The organism is Malaciobacter pacificus, assembly GCF_004214795.1.
Classification (GTDB): domain Bacteria; phylum Campylobacterota; class Campylobacteria; order Campylobacterales; family Arcobacteraceae; genus Malaciobacter_A; species Malaciobacter_A pacificus.
This window is the reverse complement of record NZ_CP035928.1, coordinates 53755-70309: the sequence shown is the minus strand read 5'-3', so window position 1 is coordinate 70309 and position 16555 is coordinate 53755. Positions and strand designations below refer to the sequence as shown.

Below are 16555 nucleotides of genomic sequence, written 5' to 3'. Positions count from 1 at the left end.
TTCTACTTTATAAAATAGTTTATCATTTCGATATAAAAATATAAAAGAGCTACAAAAAGTGCTGTTGATACTAAAACAGTTGCAGCAACATCATAGGGTCTACAATTATATAAAGCTGCAATATTAACATTATTAACAGCTAAAGGCACCATCAACTCCATAATTAAAATTGAAGCTACAAAAGCGTTTAAATCAGTAAAATTAACAATGAAAATAATTCCAGCAATTGGAAGTAAAATATGTTTAATAAAACTAATATTTAAAGATAAATGCCAAGGCATAGTTCGCACCTTTACACTTGATAAATAAATACCAAATATTAAAAGTTGAATTACCATTGAAGTATATGCACCCATTTCAAGTGCTGCATATACGTGTTCATTTATAGTTATTCCATTATAATTAATAAAAAGTGCAAGTAATGCAAACCAAATACCAGGAATTTTTAAAATAGAATATACAGCATCTTTTAATTGAAACTGCTCCCTTGCAAAAAAATAGACTGAAAAAATATATATAAATAAAATATTTGCAATATTTATTATACTTGTATAAGGAACTGATTCTATACCAAATATTGCAATTCCAAGAGGAATTCCTAAGTTACCTGTATTTCCTACTAATGAAGTAGCTAAATATATAGATTGATTTTGTCTTTGTTTAAATAGTAATTTACTTAAAGGAATTAATAAAACTAATATAACTAACACTATAGACAAATATGCAATTGGAGAAGCTATAAATTCATAATCAATAGGACGTTTAGTTAAACCCCAAAAAATCAAAATTGGTTGAAAAAAGTATAAAGAGAGTAAAACAAGTGTTCTTTCATTTATTTCTTCTTTAAAGATTTTTTTGGCTGTAAAGCCCATAAGAATAAAAAAGTAAATAGGAAGAACTGAAAATATAGCTTCTATGATAAAATCCTAAAATTTTTTTGTGATTCTATCATTAAAGTGATAAAGAAATAGAAATTAATACATAAGTAGAAAAATTCTACTTATGCCATGATACCTTTTATCATAAAGAAAATAGCGGCAGATAAAAGTGCAGCAGCAGGAACAGTAATAATCCACGCAGCAACAATCTTTTTAACTGCATCTCTTTTTACATATTTTGTTCGCTTAGCTTCTTTTACATCTTTTTTCTCTTGTTTAACTAAAGCTTCTTTATCTTCAATTGCTTTATATAATTCAACTATTCTTACATAATTAGATTTAGATTTTTCCTCAATAACTTCTAACTTAGCTAATTCTGAAGTCATTTTATCTAATTCTTTTTTATGTTTTTTAAATTTCTTTCTAATACCTTGAATATATCTAGTTTCATTTGAATCTAAATACTCTCTTAAGAAACCAACTCCAAATACACCACCAACTGCAATGTGAGTTGAAGAAACAGGTAATCCTAATTGAGATGCAATAATAACTGTAATAGCAGCAGCCATTGCAATTGCAAATGCTCTCATTTGATCTAACTCTGTAATTTCACTACCTACAGTTCTAATAAGTTTTGGACCAAATAAAAGTAAACCAACTGCAATACCAAATGCACCAACTGCCATAACCCAAAATGGGATTGCAACTTTTGATTGAACACCTGAATTAATAACAGCATCACTAATAGCTGCAAGTGGTCCAATTGCATTTGCTACATCATTAGCTCCATGAGCAAATGATAATAATGCTGCAGCAAAAATTAAAGGAATAGTAAATAAAGTATTTACACCTTCTCTATTATTTTCTAATTTATCAGCCGCTTTTGCAACAATTGGCTTTAAAACAACATAAGCAATTATTGCTATAACTAAACCAATACCAGCAGCAGTTAAAAAGTCTAATTTAATAATCTTCTTAATACCTTTTAAGATAATATAAGTAGAAAATGCCCATGTCATCACAGCAATCAAAACTGGAACAAAACTTTTTGCTGCACTTATCATATCTTTTGTGAAAACAATTTTTACTTTTATAGCATATAAAAATCCTGCTGCAATCAATCCTCCTAATACAGGAGATATAACCCAAGATGCAGCAATTTTACCCATAGTTCCCCATGAAACAATTGCAAAACCAGCAGCTGCAATTCCAGCTCCCATAACTCCTCCAACAATTGAGTGAGTAGTTGAAACAGGAGCGCCTATAGAAGTAGCAAAGTTTAACCAAAGTGCTGCTGCTAAAAGTGCTGCTGTCATAGCCCAAATAAATATCTCTGGATTATCAATTAAACCTGGGTCAATAATACCTTTTTTAATTGTTTTAACAACATCACCACCAGCAATAAATGCTCCCAATGCTTCAAATACTGCTGCAATTAAAATTGCTCCCATCATTGTTAATGCTTTTGACCCAACAGCAGGTCCAACATTATTTGCAACATCATTTGCACCAATATTCATTGCCATATATGCACCAAATACTGCACCAATAATTAAAAATGTATTATTAGGAACATCACCATGTGAAGTGTAAGACCATAAAAATACAATAACCATAAATAAAAGTGCTAGAGATAATTTTGCAAAACCAGGAAGTGTTTTTTCTTTTACAGTATCAATTTTTTCAATTGTTTTGATATCCAAAGTAACCCTTTTTGTAACCATTTTGTGATTTTTTTAATATAAGATTATATTGGCTATTTCCTTATCAAACCTTTAACTAAGCTTAAACTTTTTATAGTTAAAAACATTTATATATATGTTAACTCTATATTTTATTCTTTAGAAATTTATAAATTTCTAGTTTAATTAAAAATAGTAAAAAAATTAAAAAGTTGAGATATCTATTTATTTTATATATAGTAACTATAAAATATAGATAATTAAGATTTAAAGAAAAATTTATTTTGTTTTGAGTAGTTCATAGTAAATAAGCAAAAGAGATTTAAAATGCTTGAATTTTTTAATAAGGATAGAAGAAAGGGCTTAGTCCCTTCTTCTTCTAGAATCACCGCTTCTATTTCTTCTTCTAGAATCTCCACCACTTCTTTCTCTATCAGAGCTTCTGTCGTTTCTATTTCTAGAACCACCATATCTAGAACCACCTCTAGAACCTCTTCCTCTACCACCTCTATTTCTATCTCGACCATTTGAATCACCATATTTATTAGCATTTTCAATTAATCTTTGAATATCTTGTTCTGATTTACCGATTTTGTTATTACCTTTTACATAAGTAGAAGATGAAATCATAGATGCTAGTTTATAAGCAATAGTTGAAATATCATATTCTTCTTTTAGCTCCTCAACTAATGCTAAAGCATAATCTTGGATATCTTGTTCTTTAATTTTATTCATTAAATCAGTAACTTTTTTCTCTTTTACTGAACTGATATTTGGAACAGATCTACCTTCTAATTTAGTACCAATATTTTTCTCAATTTTTTGAAGCATTCTAAACTCATGTGGAGTTACAATAGACACTGCCATTCCTTCTTTTCCAGCACGTCCTGTTCTACCAATTCTATGTACATAAGATTCAGAATCAAATGGTAAATGATAATTAAATACATGAGTCACATCATTTACATCAAGCCCTCTTGCTGCAACATCCGTTGCAATTAAAATCTCTAACTTAGAAGTTTTAAATGCTCTAATAGCTTCTTCTCTTTGTCTTTGCTCCATATCTCCATGAAGACCTTTAGCCATAAATCCTTGAGATACTAAGAAAGTTGATAATCTATCAACTTCTTTTTTTGTTCTACAAAAAATGATTGACTTTTCTGGGTTTTTAAAATCATATAATCTAATTAAAGCATCATCTCTCTCTTTTTCTTCTACTACGTAGAAAGTTTGAGTAATTTTAGAGTTTGTAACATCACTTTTTGTGATTGTAATAAATTCTGGCTCTACTAAAATTGTTTGTGCTAACTTTTTAATAGCAGGAGGCATAGTTGCTGAGAATAATAGAGTTTGTCTTTCATTTGGCATAAAAGTAAAGATTTCTTTAATATCATCTAAAAATCCCATATCAAGCATTTCATCTGCTTCATCTAAAATCACATATTTAGGTGCAATATTGATTTTTCCATCTCTTAGTAAGTCTAAGAATCTACCTGGAGTTGCAACAATTACTGATGCATTATCAATATGTTTTAATTGTCTTGAATATGATTGTCCACCATATACAGTTGCTGTATTGATTTTAAGAAATTTTCCAAATCTAAAAATCTCATCAGATACTTGCATCGCAAGTTCTCTTGTTGGTACAATAACTACTGCTTCTACATCACCGTTACACTCTAACTTATTTAAAATTGGAAGTCCAAATGCCGCTGTTTTACCTGTACCTGTATGTGCTTGACCAACAATATCTTTTCCCTCTAAAATAATAGGAATTGCGTCTGCTTGAATAGGACTTGGCTCTTTAAAACCAGCATCATCTATCGCTTTTTGTAATTGTGTTTTGAAATTAAATTCATTGAATGTCATTTTTTACCTTAGTATATATTAAAAAAATACACACCAGATATCTAACACGCGATTTGTTACTATAAAATCAATTGGATTAAAATCAACTCTTAAGATAAGTCTTTGTAGTTTAATTAATGGATATGTAAATGTGTATAATTTTGCGGAGTATATCTAAATTTAGATAAATTTAAGCTTGTACAAAAAAGGACTAGCCTTTTTTGTATTAGATGTCATCTAGACTTTTGTAACCTTCTAGGTATTTAGTGTCATAGTTATTTGAGATAAAGTCTTCATTTTCCATCATTTTTTTATGGAATGGAATAGTTGTTTTAATTCCTTCTACTTCAAACTCATTTAAAGCTCTTTTCATAATATTAATAGCTTTATTTCTATCTCTTCCCCAAACAATTAGTTTACCAATCATTGAGTCATAAAATGGAGGTACAGAATATCCTGCATAAACGTGAGAGTCAACTCTTACATTTCTACCACCTGGTACAAACCATTGTTTTACATTACCTGGACAAGGTAAAAATGTATTTGGATCTTCTGCTGTAATTCTAACTTCAATAGCATGACCTCTGAATTTGATTTTATCTTGAGATGGTAATTCTTCACCCTCAGCTACTTTAATCATCCACTCAATGATATCAAGTCCTGATACCATTTCAGAAACTGGATGCTCAACTTGAAGTCTAGTATTCATTTCCATAAAGTAAACATTTTGTTTATCATCTGCTAAGAATTCAAAAGTACCCGCACCTTCATAGTTTAAGTATTTAGTAGCTTTAACTGCAACTTCATGTAAATGAGCTCTTGTCTCATCATTTAATAAAATTGCAGGAGATTCTTCGATAACTTTTTGGTGTCTTCTTTGTAGTGAACAATCTCTCTCACCAATATGAATTGCATTTCCATGGCTATCACCAATAACTTGAACTTCAATATGTCTTGGGTTATTAATGAATCTTTCTAAATACATAGTACCATCACCAAATGCAGCTAAAGCTTCTGAAGAAGCAGCAGTAAATAGTTGCTCAAACTTATCTTCAGTTTCAATAAGTCTCATACCTCTACCACCACCACCTGCAGCAGCTTTTGCCATAATTGGATAACCAATCTCTTTAGCAACTCTTTTTCCCTCTTCAACAGAGTGAACAGCACCATCAGATCCTGGAACTACTGGAACGCCAGCTCTAATCATCTCTTCTTTTGCTTTAGATTTATCAGCCATTTTTTCCATTACTTCAACAGAAGGACCAATAAATTTAATATTGTGCAATCTACAAATTTCTACAAAATCTTGATTTTCAGATAAGAATCCATAACCTGGAAAAATTGCATCACATCCAGTCATTTCAGCTGCAGTAATAATTGCAGGAATATTTAAATAAGATTCAGATGATTTAGCACCACCAATACATACTGCTTCATCTGCATGTTTTAAATAAGATGCATTTTTATCACCTGCAGAGTAAACAGCAACTGACTTTTTACCCATCTCTCTAATAGTTCTAATAGCTCTTTGAACTATTTCACCCCTATTAGCGATTAATATTTTTTTAATTTCAGCCATAGTTTAGCTCTTATAATTTTTCAACTACGAAAATTGGCATATCATATTCAACTGGAGAACCATCTTCAACTAAAATCTCAACAATTTTACAATCAAACTCTGCTTCAACTTCATTCATAATTTTCATTGCTTCTAAGATACATAAAGTTTGACCTTTTTTAACTGTATCACCAACTTTTACAAACGCTGGAGATTCTGGAGATGGAGAAGCATAGAATGTTCCAACCATTGGAGAGTTAATAGCATCACCTGATACTGGTGCTGCTGATTCACTTGCAACTGGTGCTGCTGGTGCTGCAACTGGTGCAGATGCAACTGGTGCTGAAGAAGCTGCAACTGGTGCTGCTGTTGTAGTTACTACAGTACCTTCAAAACCACTTTGCATAGATATTTCAAATTCACCATCTTTTACTTTTAATTTATTTAATTCGCTTTTATCAAATACTCTGATTAACTCTTTGATTTCTTTAAAGTCCATACTTAGCCTTTTACTAGTTAAATTTTTTGAGATAATATCACAATTTTGATTATAATTCTATTTTAGAAGCTTTAAATAAGTTTTTTTTAAGTTTTAAGCTTATAGAAAATTTTAAAAAAATTGATATAATGGGCTAAAAAAATAGGATTTTTGATGTTAAATGACAGAAGTTTTATAAATATTGCTAAAGAGATTGCAAATGCATCAAAATGTGTTTCAAAACAAGTAGGTGCAGTTATTGTAAAAGATGGAAGAATTCTTTCAACGGGATACAATGGAACTCCAGCAGGATATAAAAATTGTTCAGACCATTGGAATGGAGAGTATACAAAAGATCACCATGAATGGTCAAAAAAATATGAAATACATGCAGAAATGAATGCAATTATTTGGGCAGCAAGAAAAGGTATAAGTATTGAAGGTGGAACAATTTATGTTACATTAGAACCTTGTAGTGAATGCTCTAAAAACCTTATTGCATCAGGAATTGTAAGAATAGTTTATGAAAAAGCTTATGAACATAATAACTCAGAAATAATATCAAAATTCATAAAAGATAATGGAGTTCAAATAGAACAAATTTCTAGCAATGATTAGTAACCACGAATTCTATAAAAAAGCTCATGAAAAATATAATACCAGTGCAAAAGCTTTGCATTGGGTTTCAACTTACTCACAAGAAAAAAGATTTGAAGTCTTAATTAGTTTTATCAAAGAAGAATTATCAAATTCAACACTTATTGATGTTGGGTGTGGCTATGGCCATTTAATTACATACTTAAATAACAAAAGTATTAAACCAAAAGCTTATGTAGGAATTGATTGTGAAGATTTTATGATAGAAATCAATAAAAAGAAATATCCTGACTATGATTTTTTTGTTCTAGATATTTTGGAAGATGAACTTCCAAAAGTAGATTACTATTTTTGTAGTGGTGCTATGAATATACTACCTAAAAAATATGTTTTTAGATTTATAAAAAAATGCTATGAAGCCTCAAATAAGGGTTTTGTATTTAACTTTATTACAAATAGCTTTTTTAGAACTTCAAAAAAAGAGATAATAGATTATTGTAAAACTTTTAATCCTAATATTGAACTTAAAGAGAATTATCTTAAATATGATTTCTCTATTTTTATTAAAAAATAAAATATCATATATATCTCATATTTTAAATATAAAATTCAAATATTAACTATGAGGAGTTTTTATGAAAATAGGATTATTTATTCCCTGTTTTATGAATGAACTTTACCCAGATATTTGTAAAGCTACATATAAAATATTAAAAAATTTAAATTTAGAAATAGAATACCCATTAGAACAGACTTGTTGTGGTCAACCTATGGCCAACTCAGGTTGCTCAAAAGATATAGAAACATTAGCAAAAAATTTTGTAAAAACATTTAAAAAATATGATTATATTGTTGCCCCAAGTGGTTCATGTGTATCTATGGTAAAAGAACATTACGCACCATTTTTTGACAATGATAATGACTATAATCATGTTAAAGCATCAGTGTATGAAGTATGTGAATTTTTACATGATGTAATAGGATTAGATAATTTAAATATTGATGTATCATTCCCTTTTAATGTAGGTGTACACAACTCATGCCATGGGCATAGAGTTTTAAAATTAGCAACTGCAAGTGAATTAAATATTCCATATAATTCAAAGCTAAAAAATTTATTATCAAAAGTAAATGATATAAATATTGTTGAATTAAAAAGAGAGGATGAGTGTTGTGGATTTGGAGGAACTTTTAGTGTTCAAGAAGAAGCAATTTCAGTTGCTATGGGGAAAGATAGAATAAAAGACCATTTAAACTCAAATGCACAAATAATGACAGGTGCAGATATGTCATGTTTAATGCACATGGATGGTATTATAAATAGAAATAAAGAGCCAATTAAAGTTATGCATATAACTGAAATCTTAGCAGGAGTAAAACCATGAGTAGCCACAGTATAAATGCCTCAAAATTTGTTGCTAATGATGAGAGAATGCATTGGCATGATGAAGCTTTATGGTTTGTAAGAGAAAAAAGAGATAGAGCGAGTAAATCAATCCCTGAATGGGAAAGTTTAAGAGAATACGCAAGTTCAATAAAATCTCACACTATGGCAAACCTAGACAAATATATTTTAGAATTTGAAAAAAATGCAATTGCAAAAGGGATAAAAGTTCATTTTGCAACAGATGCAACAGAACATAATGAGATTGTACATAAAATTTTAAGTGAAAAAAATGTTAAAAAGATTGTTAAATCAAAATCTATGTTAACAGAAGAGTGTCATTTAAATCCATATTTAGAGCAAAGAGGCATTGAAGTAATTGATACAGATTTAGGTGAAAGAATCGTTCAGTTAAGAAACGAACCACCATCACATATTGTTTTACCTGCAATTCACCTAAAAAAAATGGATGTATCAGATACTTTTCATGAACACTTAGGAACTGAAAAAGGAAATGATGACCCAACATATCTTACAAGAGCTGCAAGAGCTAGTTTAAGAGAAGATTTTTTAACAGCAGATGCAGGACTTACTGGAGTTAACTTTGCTGTTGCATCTACTGGAGGAGTTGTTGTTTGTACAAATGAAGGAAATGCTGATATGGGAGCAAGTGTTCCTAAACTACATATTGCTTCAATGGGAATTGAAAAAATTATTCCTAGACTTGAAGACTTGGGAGTTTTTACTAGATTATTAGCTAGAAGTGCAACAGGGCAACCAATAACTTCATATACTTCACACTTTATGGGTGCAGTTGAAGGTGGAGAAATGCATATTATTTTAGTTGATAATAAAAGAACACAATTCTTAAGTTCAACAAAAAACAAAAAAGCATTAAATTGTATTAGATGTGGGGCATGTATGAATACTTGTCCTGTTTATAGAAGAAGTGGTGGTCATTCATATGAGTATGTAATTCCTGGACCTATTGGCTCAATTTTAGGAGCAGCAAGACATCCAGAACAACATAATAGTTTACCATTTGCTTGTACTTTATGTGGGTCTTGTACAAATGTATGTCCTGTAAAAATTGATTTAGATTCACAACTTTACTCTTTAAGACAAGATTTAGGAGCTGCAAATTTAATTGATAGTAAAAAGAAGATGGCAATGAAAATAACTTCTTGGCTAATGAGTAAACCAGCACTATTTGATTTTGCGGGAAAAGTAGCTAGGAAAGTGGTACCTAAACTTCCTAATTCAATTATCTATAATAAATCAAATGTTTGGGGAAAACAAAGAGATATTCCAAAAATGGCTGAAAAAAGTTTCAAAGAGATCTTTAAAGCAGGAGAATTAGATGACTAGTAAAGAGAAAATTTTAAATGCAATTAGAGCAAATAATGTTGTGCAAGACACAACTCTTCCTTCTTATGAGAATTTTGGAATAACTTTTGAAAATAAGTTTGAAAAATTCTCTGAAATGATTGAAAGTGTTGGAGGAAAAGCTTTACTTATAAATAAAGCTGATTTAGATAAAACTATAAAAGAGCTATATCCAAATGAAAATCAAATATCTTCAAATGTTGATAGTTGTAGTTTAGGTAATTTTGATGCAAACAATGAAGATGACCCTCATAATCTAAAAGGTGTTGATTTAGCAATAGTAAAAGGTAATTTTGCTGTTGCAGAAAATGGTGCAATTTGGATGAAAAACAAAGATAATAGACATAGAAGTTTATACTTTATTGCGCAAAATATAGTAATTGTAATTGAAGAATCTAATATTATAAATAATATGCATGAAGCATATGAAAGAATAAACTTTGATAACAAAGGTTATGGTGTTTTTATTTCAGGACCTTCTAAAACTGCAGATATAGAACAATCTTTAGTTATTGGAGCACATGGACCAAAATCAGGGTATGTAATTTTTACAAAATCTTGATATAATGAATGCTAAATAGAGGTAAAACTATGAAAAAATTAATACTATTTAGCATGCTATTTTTTACTTATTTATTTGCAAATAATAGTAGTAAAGATGTTTTATTGCTTCATTCATATCATAAAGGTTATGTATGGAGCGATGATATCTCTAAAACTATTGAAAACTCATTAAATAAATATGACAATATTGAACTTACTACTGTTTATATGGACACTAAAAGAATTGATGACCCACAATATATAAATGACTTAGCTTTACTTTATAAAAAACAGTTTGAAAATAGAGACTATGACCTAATTATTGTTAGTGATAATAGTGCCCTTGATTTTACTATAAAATATCATGACTATTTATTCAAAAATTTACCTATATTATTTTGTGGAATAAACAATTTTAATAAAGATTTATTAATTGAACATAATATGACTAAATATATGACAGGTGTAGTTGAGCAAGTTGATTTAGAAAAAAATTTTGAACTTATATCTAAACTTCACCCTAATTTAGAAAATTTAATTTTCATTGGAGATAGATCAAAAACAAGTCTTGCAATAAAAAAAGATTTAAAACCTGTAATTGAAAAATATAAAAAATATTTTAATATCGAATATATTGATAACTTAGATATAACTAATCTTAAAAATAAAGTTTCAAAATTAGACCCTAGTAATACAGTAATTTTATTTGGATTACTATTTAAAGATACTACTGGCAAATACTTTACATATAAGCAAAGTTTTCAACAAATAAAAAATGTAAGTAATGTTCCAATTTATGGCTTATGGGATTTTTATTTAAATTATGGAATTGTAGGAGGTTTATTAACCTCTGCAATTGCACAAGGGGAAGCTGTATCAAAAATGGCACTTGATGTACTATTAAAAAATAAAGAAGTATCTGATATTCCTATTTTAGAAAAATCCCCAAATCTTTATATGTTCGATTACAAAGAGTTAGATAGATTTGATTTAGACCCAACAAAATTCATTAATGACTTAATCATTATAAATGAGCCTTCAAGTGTTTACAAAGAACATACTAAGTTCTTTATAATAGCTATTACTATAATTATTATATTAAGTATAATAGTTGTAACACTAAGAGCTAATATTCAAAGAAGAGTAAAACTAGAACAAGCTTTATCAAATAGGCTTGAGTTTGATAAAGTTTTACTTGACACAATACCAAACCCAATATATTATAAAAATACAGAGGGTAAATTTCTAGGTTGTAATATTGCATTTGTATCTTTAGTAAATAGTACAAGAAATGAAGTAATAGGAAAAACTGCATTTGATTTTTTTCCAAAAGAGATTGCAAGTAAAAATACAAAGATTGATAAAGAGTTACTAAAAACTTTTAGTACAAGTACTTCTGAATTCACATTCTATACGCCATTAAATGAAATGAAACATATAATTCTAAATAAAGCAGTTTATAAAAATATTGATGGAACTATTGGAGGAATTGTGTGTATTATGGATGATATAACTGAACGTGTTCAGCAAAAACAATTTCTAATCCAACAAAGTAAACTAGCAGAAATGGGTGATATGGTTGCAGCAATTGCCCATCAATGGAATGAGCCACTAGTGGAACTTTCTGCACTTGTTCAAGATATACAAACAAGCTATTTATTGAATGAATTAAAAGATATTGATGTAAATGATTTTGTAAAAGATTCAATGGTACAAATACAATATATGTCAAAAACATTAAGTGATTTTAGAAACTTCTTAAAACCATCAACTAAGAAAAAACTATTTTCAATATCTAAATCTCTTAATGAAATTAATGAAATAATAGGGAAACAGGTATTCTATTCAAATATAAAAATGAATTTTAACTATAAAAATAAAGATGAAGAGCTATTAATATATGGATATGAAAATGAATTTAAGCAGGTTTTATTAAACCTGCTTAATAATGCTAAAAATAAAATTGTAGAGAAAAATCTTAATACTCACAAAAAAGGTACAATAAACATAAATATTCAAAGATGTATTAATTACAATACAATTGAGATTTGTGATGATGCGGGTGCAATTGAAGATAATATTTTAAGTTCAATATTTGAACCATATTTTACGACAAAAGAGAATGGAACAGGACTTGGCCTATATATGGCAAAAGTTATAATTGAAGATAAAATGAGGGGAACAATTAGCGCTAGAAATAATGAAAATCAAGCAATATTTACAATAAAGCTTCCTCATAAAAAGGTATAAACATGAAAATTTTACTTTTAGAAGATAATCAAAAATTAAATGACACAATTTCAAAAAGACTAAAACTTAAAGGTTATAATGTATTATCTTTTACAGATGGTGCCCTTGCATTAGAAGCAATTAGTGAAGGTTTTTCATGCTTTGTTTTAGATATAAATGTACCAAATGTTGATGGAATTAAAATATTAAAAAAGATTAGAGAAATTTATCCAAAACTACCAGTTATTATAATTAGTGCATCAGTTGAACTAGATATTATAAAAGAGTCTTATGACTTTGGCTGTAGTGATTATTTAAAAAAACCTTTTTTCATAGATGAACTTGAAATAAAAATTGAAAGATATTGTCAAATTCAAAATACTAAAATAGAGTTTGATAAAAACTGTTATTTTGATTTTAAATCCTCATTAATTATTATCAATGATGAAGAGAAAAGACTTACAAAAAAAGAGAAGCTTCTTTTAAACCTATTTATAACTAAAAAAAATCAAGTTATATCATATGAAGCTATTGAAAACTATGTATGGGAAGGTAATTTTGCCACACTAGAATCTATAAGAAGTCTTATAAGACGTGTTAGAAAGATTTTAGACAAAGAGTATATTCAAACGGTAGTTGATACAGGATATATATTTAAAACTATAGAAATATGATATTTTTCATTAAAAATATCATATTAATATCATGTCTTCTAGTTAGAATTTAAAACTAACAAAATCTAAGGAGAAGATAATATGTTAAAAACAACGTCAAAATTATTAGTTGGTGCAGCACTAATTGCTGGACTAGCTACAACTGCAAGTGCAGCTAAAACTTATAAATGGAAACTAGCTACAACTTGGGGGCCTACATTAAGTCCTTTCATTGATGCTCCAAATAATATGGCAAAAATGGTTGAAGAGATGTCTGATGGAAGACTACAAATCAGAGTTGATGCTTCTAACAAACACAAATCAGCATTTGGTATTTTAGATATGGTTAAAGGTGGTCAATATGATATGGGTCACTCTGCATCATATTACTGGAAAGGTAAAGATATTAATACTTTACCATTTACAACAATGCCATTTGGTATGACTGCACCAGAACAATATGCATGGTTTTACCATGGTGGCGGTTTAGAATTAATGCAAAAAGCATATAAAAAGCATAAAGTATTATCTTTCCCTGGTGGTAACACTGGTAACCAAATGGGTGGATGGTTTAGAAAAGAGATTAACTCGTTAGAAGATTTAAAAGGTCTTAAAATGAGAATTCCTGGATTTGCTGGTGAAGTAATGGCAAAACTAGGATTAACAGTTACAAATATTGCTCCAGGTGAATTATATACATCACTTGAAAGAGGTACTATTGATGCTTTAGAGTGGGTTGGACCAGGAATGGATATTACTATGGGATTCCACAAAATTGCACCTTACTACTATACAGGATGGCATGAACCAGCAACGGAATTACAATTTTTAGTTAATGAAAGATCATTTAAGAAATTACCAAAAGATTTACAACAAATCTTATTAACAGCAATGAAAGTATCAGCATATGATATGTATATTCAAAATTATGATATGAGTGCAACAGCTTGGTCTAAAATTGAGTCTGATTACCCAAATATCAAAATTAAAACTTTCCCAAAAGAAGTTATGGATGCTATGAAAAAAGCTAATGATGAATTATTAGTTGAAAAAGCTGAAGGTAACCCACTATTAAAAGAAGTTTTAGATTCTCAAAAAGCTTACCAAAAGAAAGCTAGAAAATGGACTGAGATGTCTGACTACTTATACTTAAAAGACAATTTATAAGAAGAAACTGAATATAATCCCCCCTTCGGGGATTATAACCCACACTCATAAGTTAAATAAATATATCTACTTTTTTATGTTTATTTAACTTATTAAAACACCCAAAGGAATTTCATGCTGTTAAAACTTGAGAGATATTTTAACAAATTTGCAGACATTATTGGAATAATTACTGCATTTGCAATGGTTCTAATGATTTTAAATGTATTTTATGATGTAATTATGAGATATTTCTTTAAATCAGGTTCAATTGCAATGCAAGAGATGGAATGGCATCTTTTCTCAGTAATTATTCTACTAGGAGTTGCATATACCCTAAAAGAAGATGGTCACGTTAGAGTTGACTTAATATACGATAGACTAAGCAACAAAAGAAAAGCCGTGATAAATATGGTTGGAGTAGTATTATTTATTTTACCTATTGCACTTTTAGTTGGAATTAGTTCAATCAACAATGCTTATGAAGCGTTTTTATCAATGGAACAAAGTGGCGACCCAGGAGGGTTACCATATAGATGGATAGTAAAAGCACTAATTCCATTATCATTTTTCCTTTTAATAATTACATCAATTGGATATTTTATTAGAAACCTAAATATATATAAAGGTTTACATGAAAATGAGGATTATAATCTAAAAGGTGAAATTGAAGATTATAAAAATGAATTAAATCAGCATAAACATCACATAATTGATATAGATGAAAAGGGAGATAAAAAATGATTGGTATAGTAATGTTTTTTACAGCATTATTTATGCTGTTAATTGGTTTCCCTGTAGCATTTACATTTGCTGCTGTTTCTGTATTTTTTGGTATGATTGCAGGTATTGCTGAAGTATTAAGTTACTCAGATGAAGGTATGACTTTTATGAATATCCTAACAGAAGGTCTTCATGAAGGAATTCTAATGTTTGATTATATGCCATTTAGAATATTCTCTATTCAACAAAATACTATTTTAATGGCTATTCCTATGTTTATTTTTATGGGTATTGTTTTACAAAAAACAGGACTTGCAGAAAAACTATTAGAATCTATGGGATTCTTATTTGGAGAAATTAGAGGTGGAGTTGCTATTTCAACTGTTTTAGTTGGTACACTATTAGCTGCTTCAACTGGTGTTGTTGGAGCTTCAGTTGTAGCAATGGGTGTTATTTCACTTCCTGTAATGATGAAGTACAAATATAATACTCCACTTGCCTGTGGTACTATTTGTGCTTCTGGTACACTTGGTCAAATTATTCCTCCTTCAATTGTATTAATTATTTTAGGTGATGTATTCCAAGTTCCAGTTGGTGATTTATTCGCTGCTGCTGTTTGGCCAGGTCTTGCACTTGTTGGTGCTTATATTATCTATATTTTAATTGTATCATTTGCAAATAAAGATATGGCTCCACCAATCCCAGCAGACCCAAGTAGAGGTGATAAAAAACAACAAGTATTAAAAGCCTTAATTGATATTATTCCTTCACTTACTTTAATAGTATTAGTTTTAGGTTCTATTTTTGCAGGAATTGCAACACCTACTGAATCAGCAGCTGTTGGATGTATTGGTGCAGTTTTATTATCTATTTTATATAAAACATTTACTGTTGGAATGGTAAAAGAAGCAGCATTAGAATCAGTTAAAATTACATCTATGGTATTTGGTATCTTAATTGGTGCTACAGCATTCTCAATGGTATTTTCATATACTGGAGGAGAAGAGATTGTTGAACACTTTATGATGAGTTTACCAGGTGATGAGAAATGGGGATTCATTATATTTACAATGTTAGCAATTTTAATTTTAGGATTCTTTATTGACTTTATTGAAATATCATATATCATTGTTCCGATTTTAATTCCAGTATCACAAACACTTGGAATTGACCCAGTTTGGTTTGCAATTTTAATTGCTTTAAATTTACAAACTTCATTTTTAACACCACCATTTGGATTCAGTCTGTTCTACTTAAAAGGATGTGCTCCTTCAAGTGTAACAACAACTCAAATTTATAAAGGTGTATTACCATTTATTGCAATACAAATTGTAGTATTGTCAATAGTTGCATTCTATCCAGAACTATTTGGAATGAGTATTTCTGAATAAAAAAGGCTAAATTATGTCACTTGTTTTTAAATTAATATCAAACATAGTTTTAAAACAGT

Annotated in this window: 15 protein-coding genes; 10 read left to right on the top strand and 5 right to left on the bottom strand. The window is 29.1% G+C overall.

Translation table 11 applies throughout. The annotated features are described in order from the left end of the window. Positions 1–2: 2 nt before the first annotated feature. The 5 genes from APAC_RS00335 to accB form a co-directional block, all read right to left on the bottom strand. The gene (locus tag APAC_RS00335) at positions 3–908 is read right to left on the bottom strand and encodes an AEC family transporter (protein ID WP_228255972.1); all 906 of its coding nucleotides are present in this window, start codon (positions 906–908) and stop codon (positions 3–5) included. 92 nt (positions 909–1000) lie between these two features. Then, a complete protein-coding gene (locus APAC_RS00330; RefSeq protein ID WP_130232211.1) occupies positions 1001–2602 on the bottom strand; it encodes an inorganic phosphate transporter in 1602 nt (533 codons plus the stop codon). A 321-nt stretch (positions 2603–2923) separates the two neighbouring features. Further along, positions 2924–4429: a DEAD/DEAH box helicase gene (locus tag APAC_RS00325; protein WP_130232210.1), complete on the bottom strand. Its 1506-nt coding sequence runs from the start codon at positions 4427–4429 to the stop codon at positions 2924–2926. A 205-nt stretch (positions 4430–4634) separates the two neighbouring features. Beyond that, the gene (locus APAC_RS00320) at positions 4635–5987 is read right to left on the bottom strand and encodes an acetyl-CoA carboxylase biotin carboxylase subunit (RefSeq protein WP_130232209.1); all 1353 of its coding nucleotides are present in this window, start codon (positions 5985–5987) and stop codon (positions 4635–4637) included. Between the two features lie 10 nt (positions 5988–5997). After that, positions 5998–6465 carry an acetyl-CoA carboxylase biotin carboxyl carrier protein gene (accB, locus tag APAC_RS00315; RefSeq protein WP_130232208.1) on the bottom strand — a complete coding sequence of 156 codons (468 nt, stop codon included), beginning with the start codon at positions 6463–6465 and terminating at the stop codon, positions 5998–6000. Between the two features lie 153 nt (positions 6466–6618). On the opposite strand from accB, the gene APAC_RS00310 reads away from it, so the two are divergent. The 10 genes from APAC_RS00310 to APAC_RS00265 all read left to right on the top strand — a co-directional run bounded on the left by APAC_RS00310 (position 6619) and on the right by APAC_RS00265 (position 16496). Continuing rightward, the gene (locus APAC_RS00310) at positions 6619–7062 is read left to right on the top strand and encodes a deoxycytidylate deaminase (protein ID WP_130232207.1); all 444 of its coding nucleotides are present in this window, start codon (positions 6619–6621) and stop codon (positions 7060–7062) included. Further along, positions 7055–7615: a class I SAM-dependent methyltransferase gene (locus APAC_RS00305; RefSeq protein ID WP_130232206.1), complete on the top strand. Its 561-nt coding sequence runs from the start codon at positions 7055–7057 to the stop codon at positions 7613–7615. The genes APAC_RS00310 and APAC_RS00305 overlap by 8 nt, the downstream gene beginning before the upstream one ends. A 61-nt stretch (positions 7616–7676) precedes the next feature. Continuing rightward, positions 7677–8426, top strand: coding sequence for a (Fe-S)-binding protein (locus APAC_RS00300; protein ID WP_130232205.1), 750 nt, complete (start codon positions 7677–7679; stop codon positions 8424–8426). Continuing rightward, positions 8423–9793, top strand: a complete 1371-nt coding sequence (locus tag APAC_RS00295; protein ID WP_130232204.1) for a lactate utilization protein B — start codon at positions 8423–8425, stop codon at positions 9791–9793. The genes APAC_RS00300 and APAC_RS00295 overlap by 4 nt, the downstream gene beginning before the upstream one ends. Continuing rightward, the gene (locus APAC_RS00290; protein WP_130232203.1) at positions 9786–10373 is read left to right on the top strand and encodes a LutC/YkgG family protein; all 588 of its coding nucleotides are present in this window, start codon (positions 9786–9788) and stop codon (positions 10371–10373) included. Before APAC_RS00295 ends, APAC_RS00290 begins: the two co-directional genes overlap by 8 nt. 29 nt (positions 10374–10402) lie before the next feature. Next, on the top strand, positions 10403–12604 hold the full coding sequence (locus APAC_RS00285; protein WP_130232202.1) for a sensor histidine kinase: 2202 nt from the start codon (positions 10403–10405) through the stop codon (positions 12602–12604). Positions 12605–12606: 2 nt separating this feature from the next. After that, entirely contained in the window at positions 12607–13257 is a 651-nt protein-coding gene (locus APAC_RS00280) for a response regulator transcription factor (RefSeq protein ID WP_130232201.1), read from the top strand. 81 nt (positions 13258–13338) lie between these two features. Further along, positions 13339–14403: a TRAP transporter substrate-binding protein gene (locus APAC_RS00275; RefSeq protein ID WP_130232200.1), complete on the top strand. Its 1065-nt coding sequence runs from the start codon at positions 13339–13341 to the stop codon at positions 14401–14403. Between the two features lie 114 nt (positions 14404–14517). Beyond that, positions 14518–15126 carry a TRAP transporter small permease subunit gene (locus APAC_RS00270; RefSeq protein ID WP_130232199.1) on the top strand — a complete coding sequence of 203 codons (609 nt, stop codon included), beginning with the start codon at positions 14518–14520 and terminating at the stop codon, positions 15124–15126. Next, positions 15123–16496: a TRAP transporter large permease gene (locus APAC_RS00265; RefSeq protein WP_130232198.1), complete on the top strand. Its 1374-nt coding sequence runs from the start codon at positions 15123–15125 to the stop codon at positions 16494–16496. The genes APAC_RS00270 and APAC_RS00265 overlap by 4 nt, the downstream gene beginning before the upstream one ends. Positions 16497–16555 lie beyond the last annotated feature (59 nt).

Excerpts from the sequence above, each read along its gene's own strand:
- APAC_RS00330 (WP_130232211.1), bottom strand. The coding sequence starts at position 2,602 with ATGGTTACAAAAAGGGTTACTTTGGATATCAAAACAATTGAAAAAATT.
- APAC_RS00265 (WP_130232198.1), top strand. The coding sequence starts at position 15,123 with ATGATTGGTATAGTAATGTTTTTTACAGCATTATTTATGCTGTTAATT.
- APAC_RS00310 (WP_130232207.1), top strand. The coding sequence starts at position 6,619 with ATGTTAAATGACAGAAGTTTTATAAATATTGCTAAAGAGATTGCAAAT.
- APAC_RS00280 (WP_130232201.1), top strand. The coding sequence starts at position 12,607 with ATGAAAATTTTACTTTTAGAAGATAATCAAAAATTAAATGACACAATT.
- APAC_RS00305 (WP_130232206.1), top strand. The coding sequence starts at position 7,055 with ATGATTAGTAACCACGAATTCTATAAAAAAGCTCATGAAAAATATAAT.
- APAC_RS00295 (WP_130232204.1), top strand. The coding sequence starts at position 8,423 with ATGAGTAGCCACAGTATAAATGCCTCAAAATTTGTTGCTAATGATGAG.
- APAC_RS00275 (WP_130232200.1), top strand. The coding sequence starts at position 13,339 with ATGTTAAAAACAACGTCAAAATTATTAGTTGGTGCAGCACTAATTGCT.
- accB (WP_130232208.1), bottom strand. The coding sequence starts at position 6,465 with ATGGACTTTAAAGAAATCAAAGAGTTAATCAGAGTATTTGATAAAAGC.
- APAC_RS00290 (WP_130232203.1), top strand. The coding sequence starts at position 9,786 with ATGACTAGTAAAGAGAAAATTTTAAATGCAATTAGAGCAAATAATGTT.
- APAC_RS00325 (WP_130232210.1), bottom strand. The coding sequence starts at position 4,429 with ATGACATTCAATGAATTTAATTTCAAAACACAATTACAAAAAGCGATA.
- APAC_RS00285 (WP_130232202.1), top strand. The coding sequence starts at position 10,403 with ATGAAAAAATTAATACTATTTAGCATGCTATTTTTTACTTATTTATTT.
- APAC_RS00300 (WP_130232205.1), top strand. The coding sequence starts at position 7,677 with ATGAAAATAGGATTATTTATTCCCTGTTTTATGAATGAACTTTACCCA.
- APAC_RS00270 (WP_130232199.1), top strand. The coding sequence starts at position 14,518 with ATGCTGTTAAAACTTGAGAGATATTTTAACAAATTTGCAGACATTATT.
- APAC_RS00320 (WP_130232209.1), bottom strand. The coding sequence starts at position 5,987 with ATGGCTGAAATTAAAAAAATATTAATCGCTAATAGGGGTGAAATAGTT.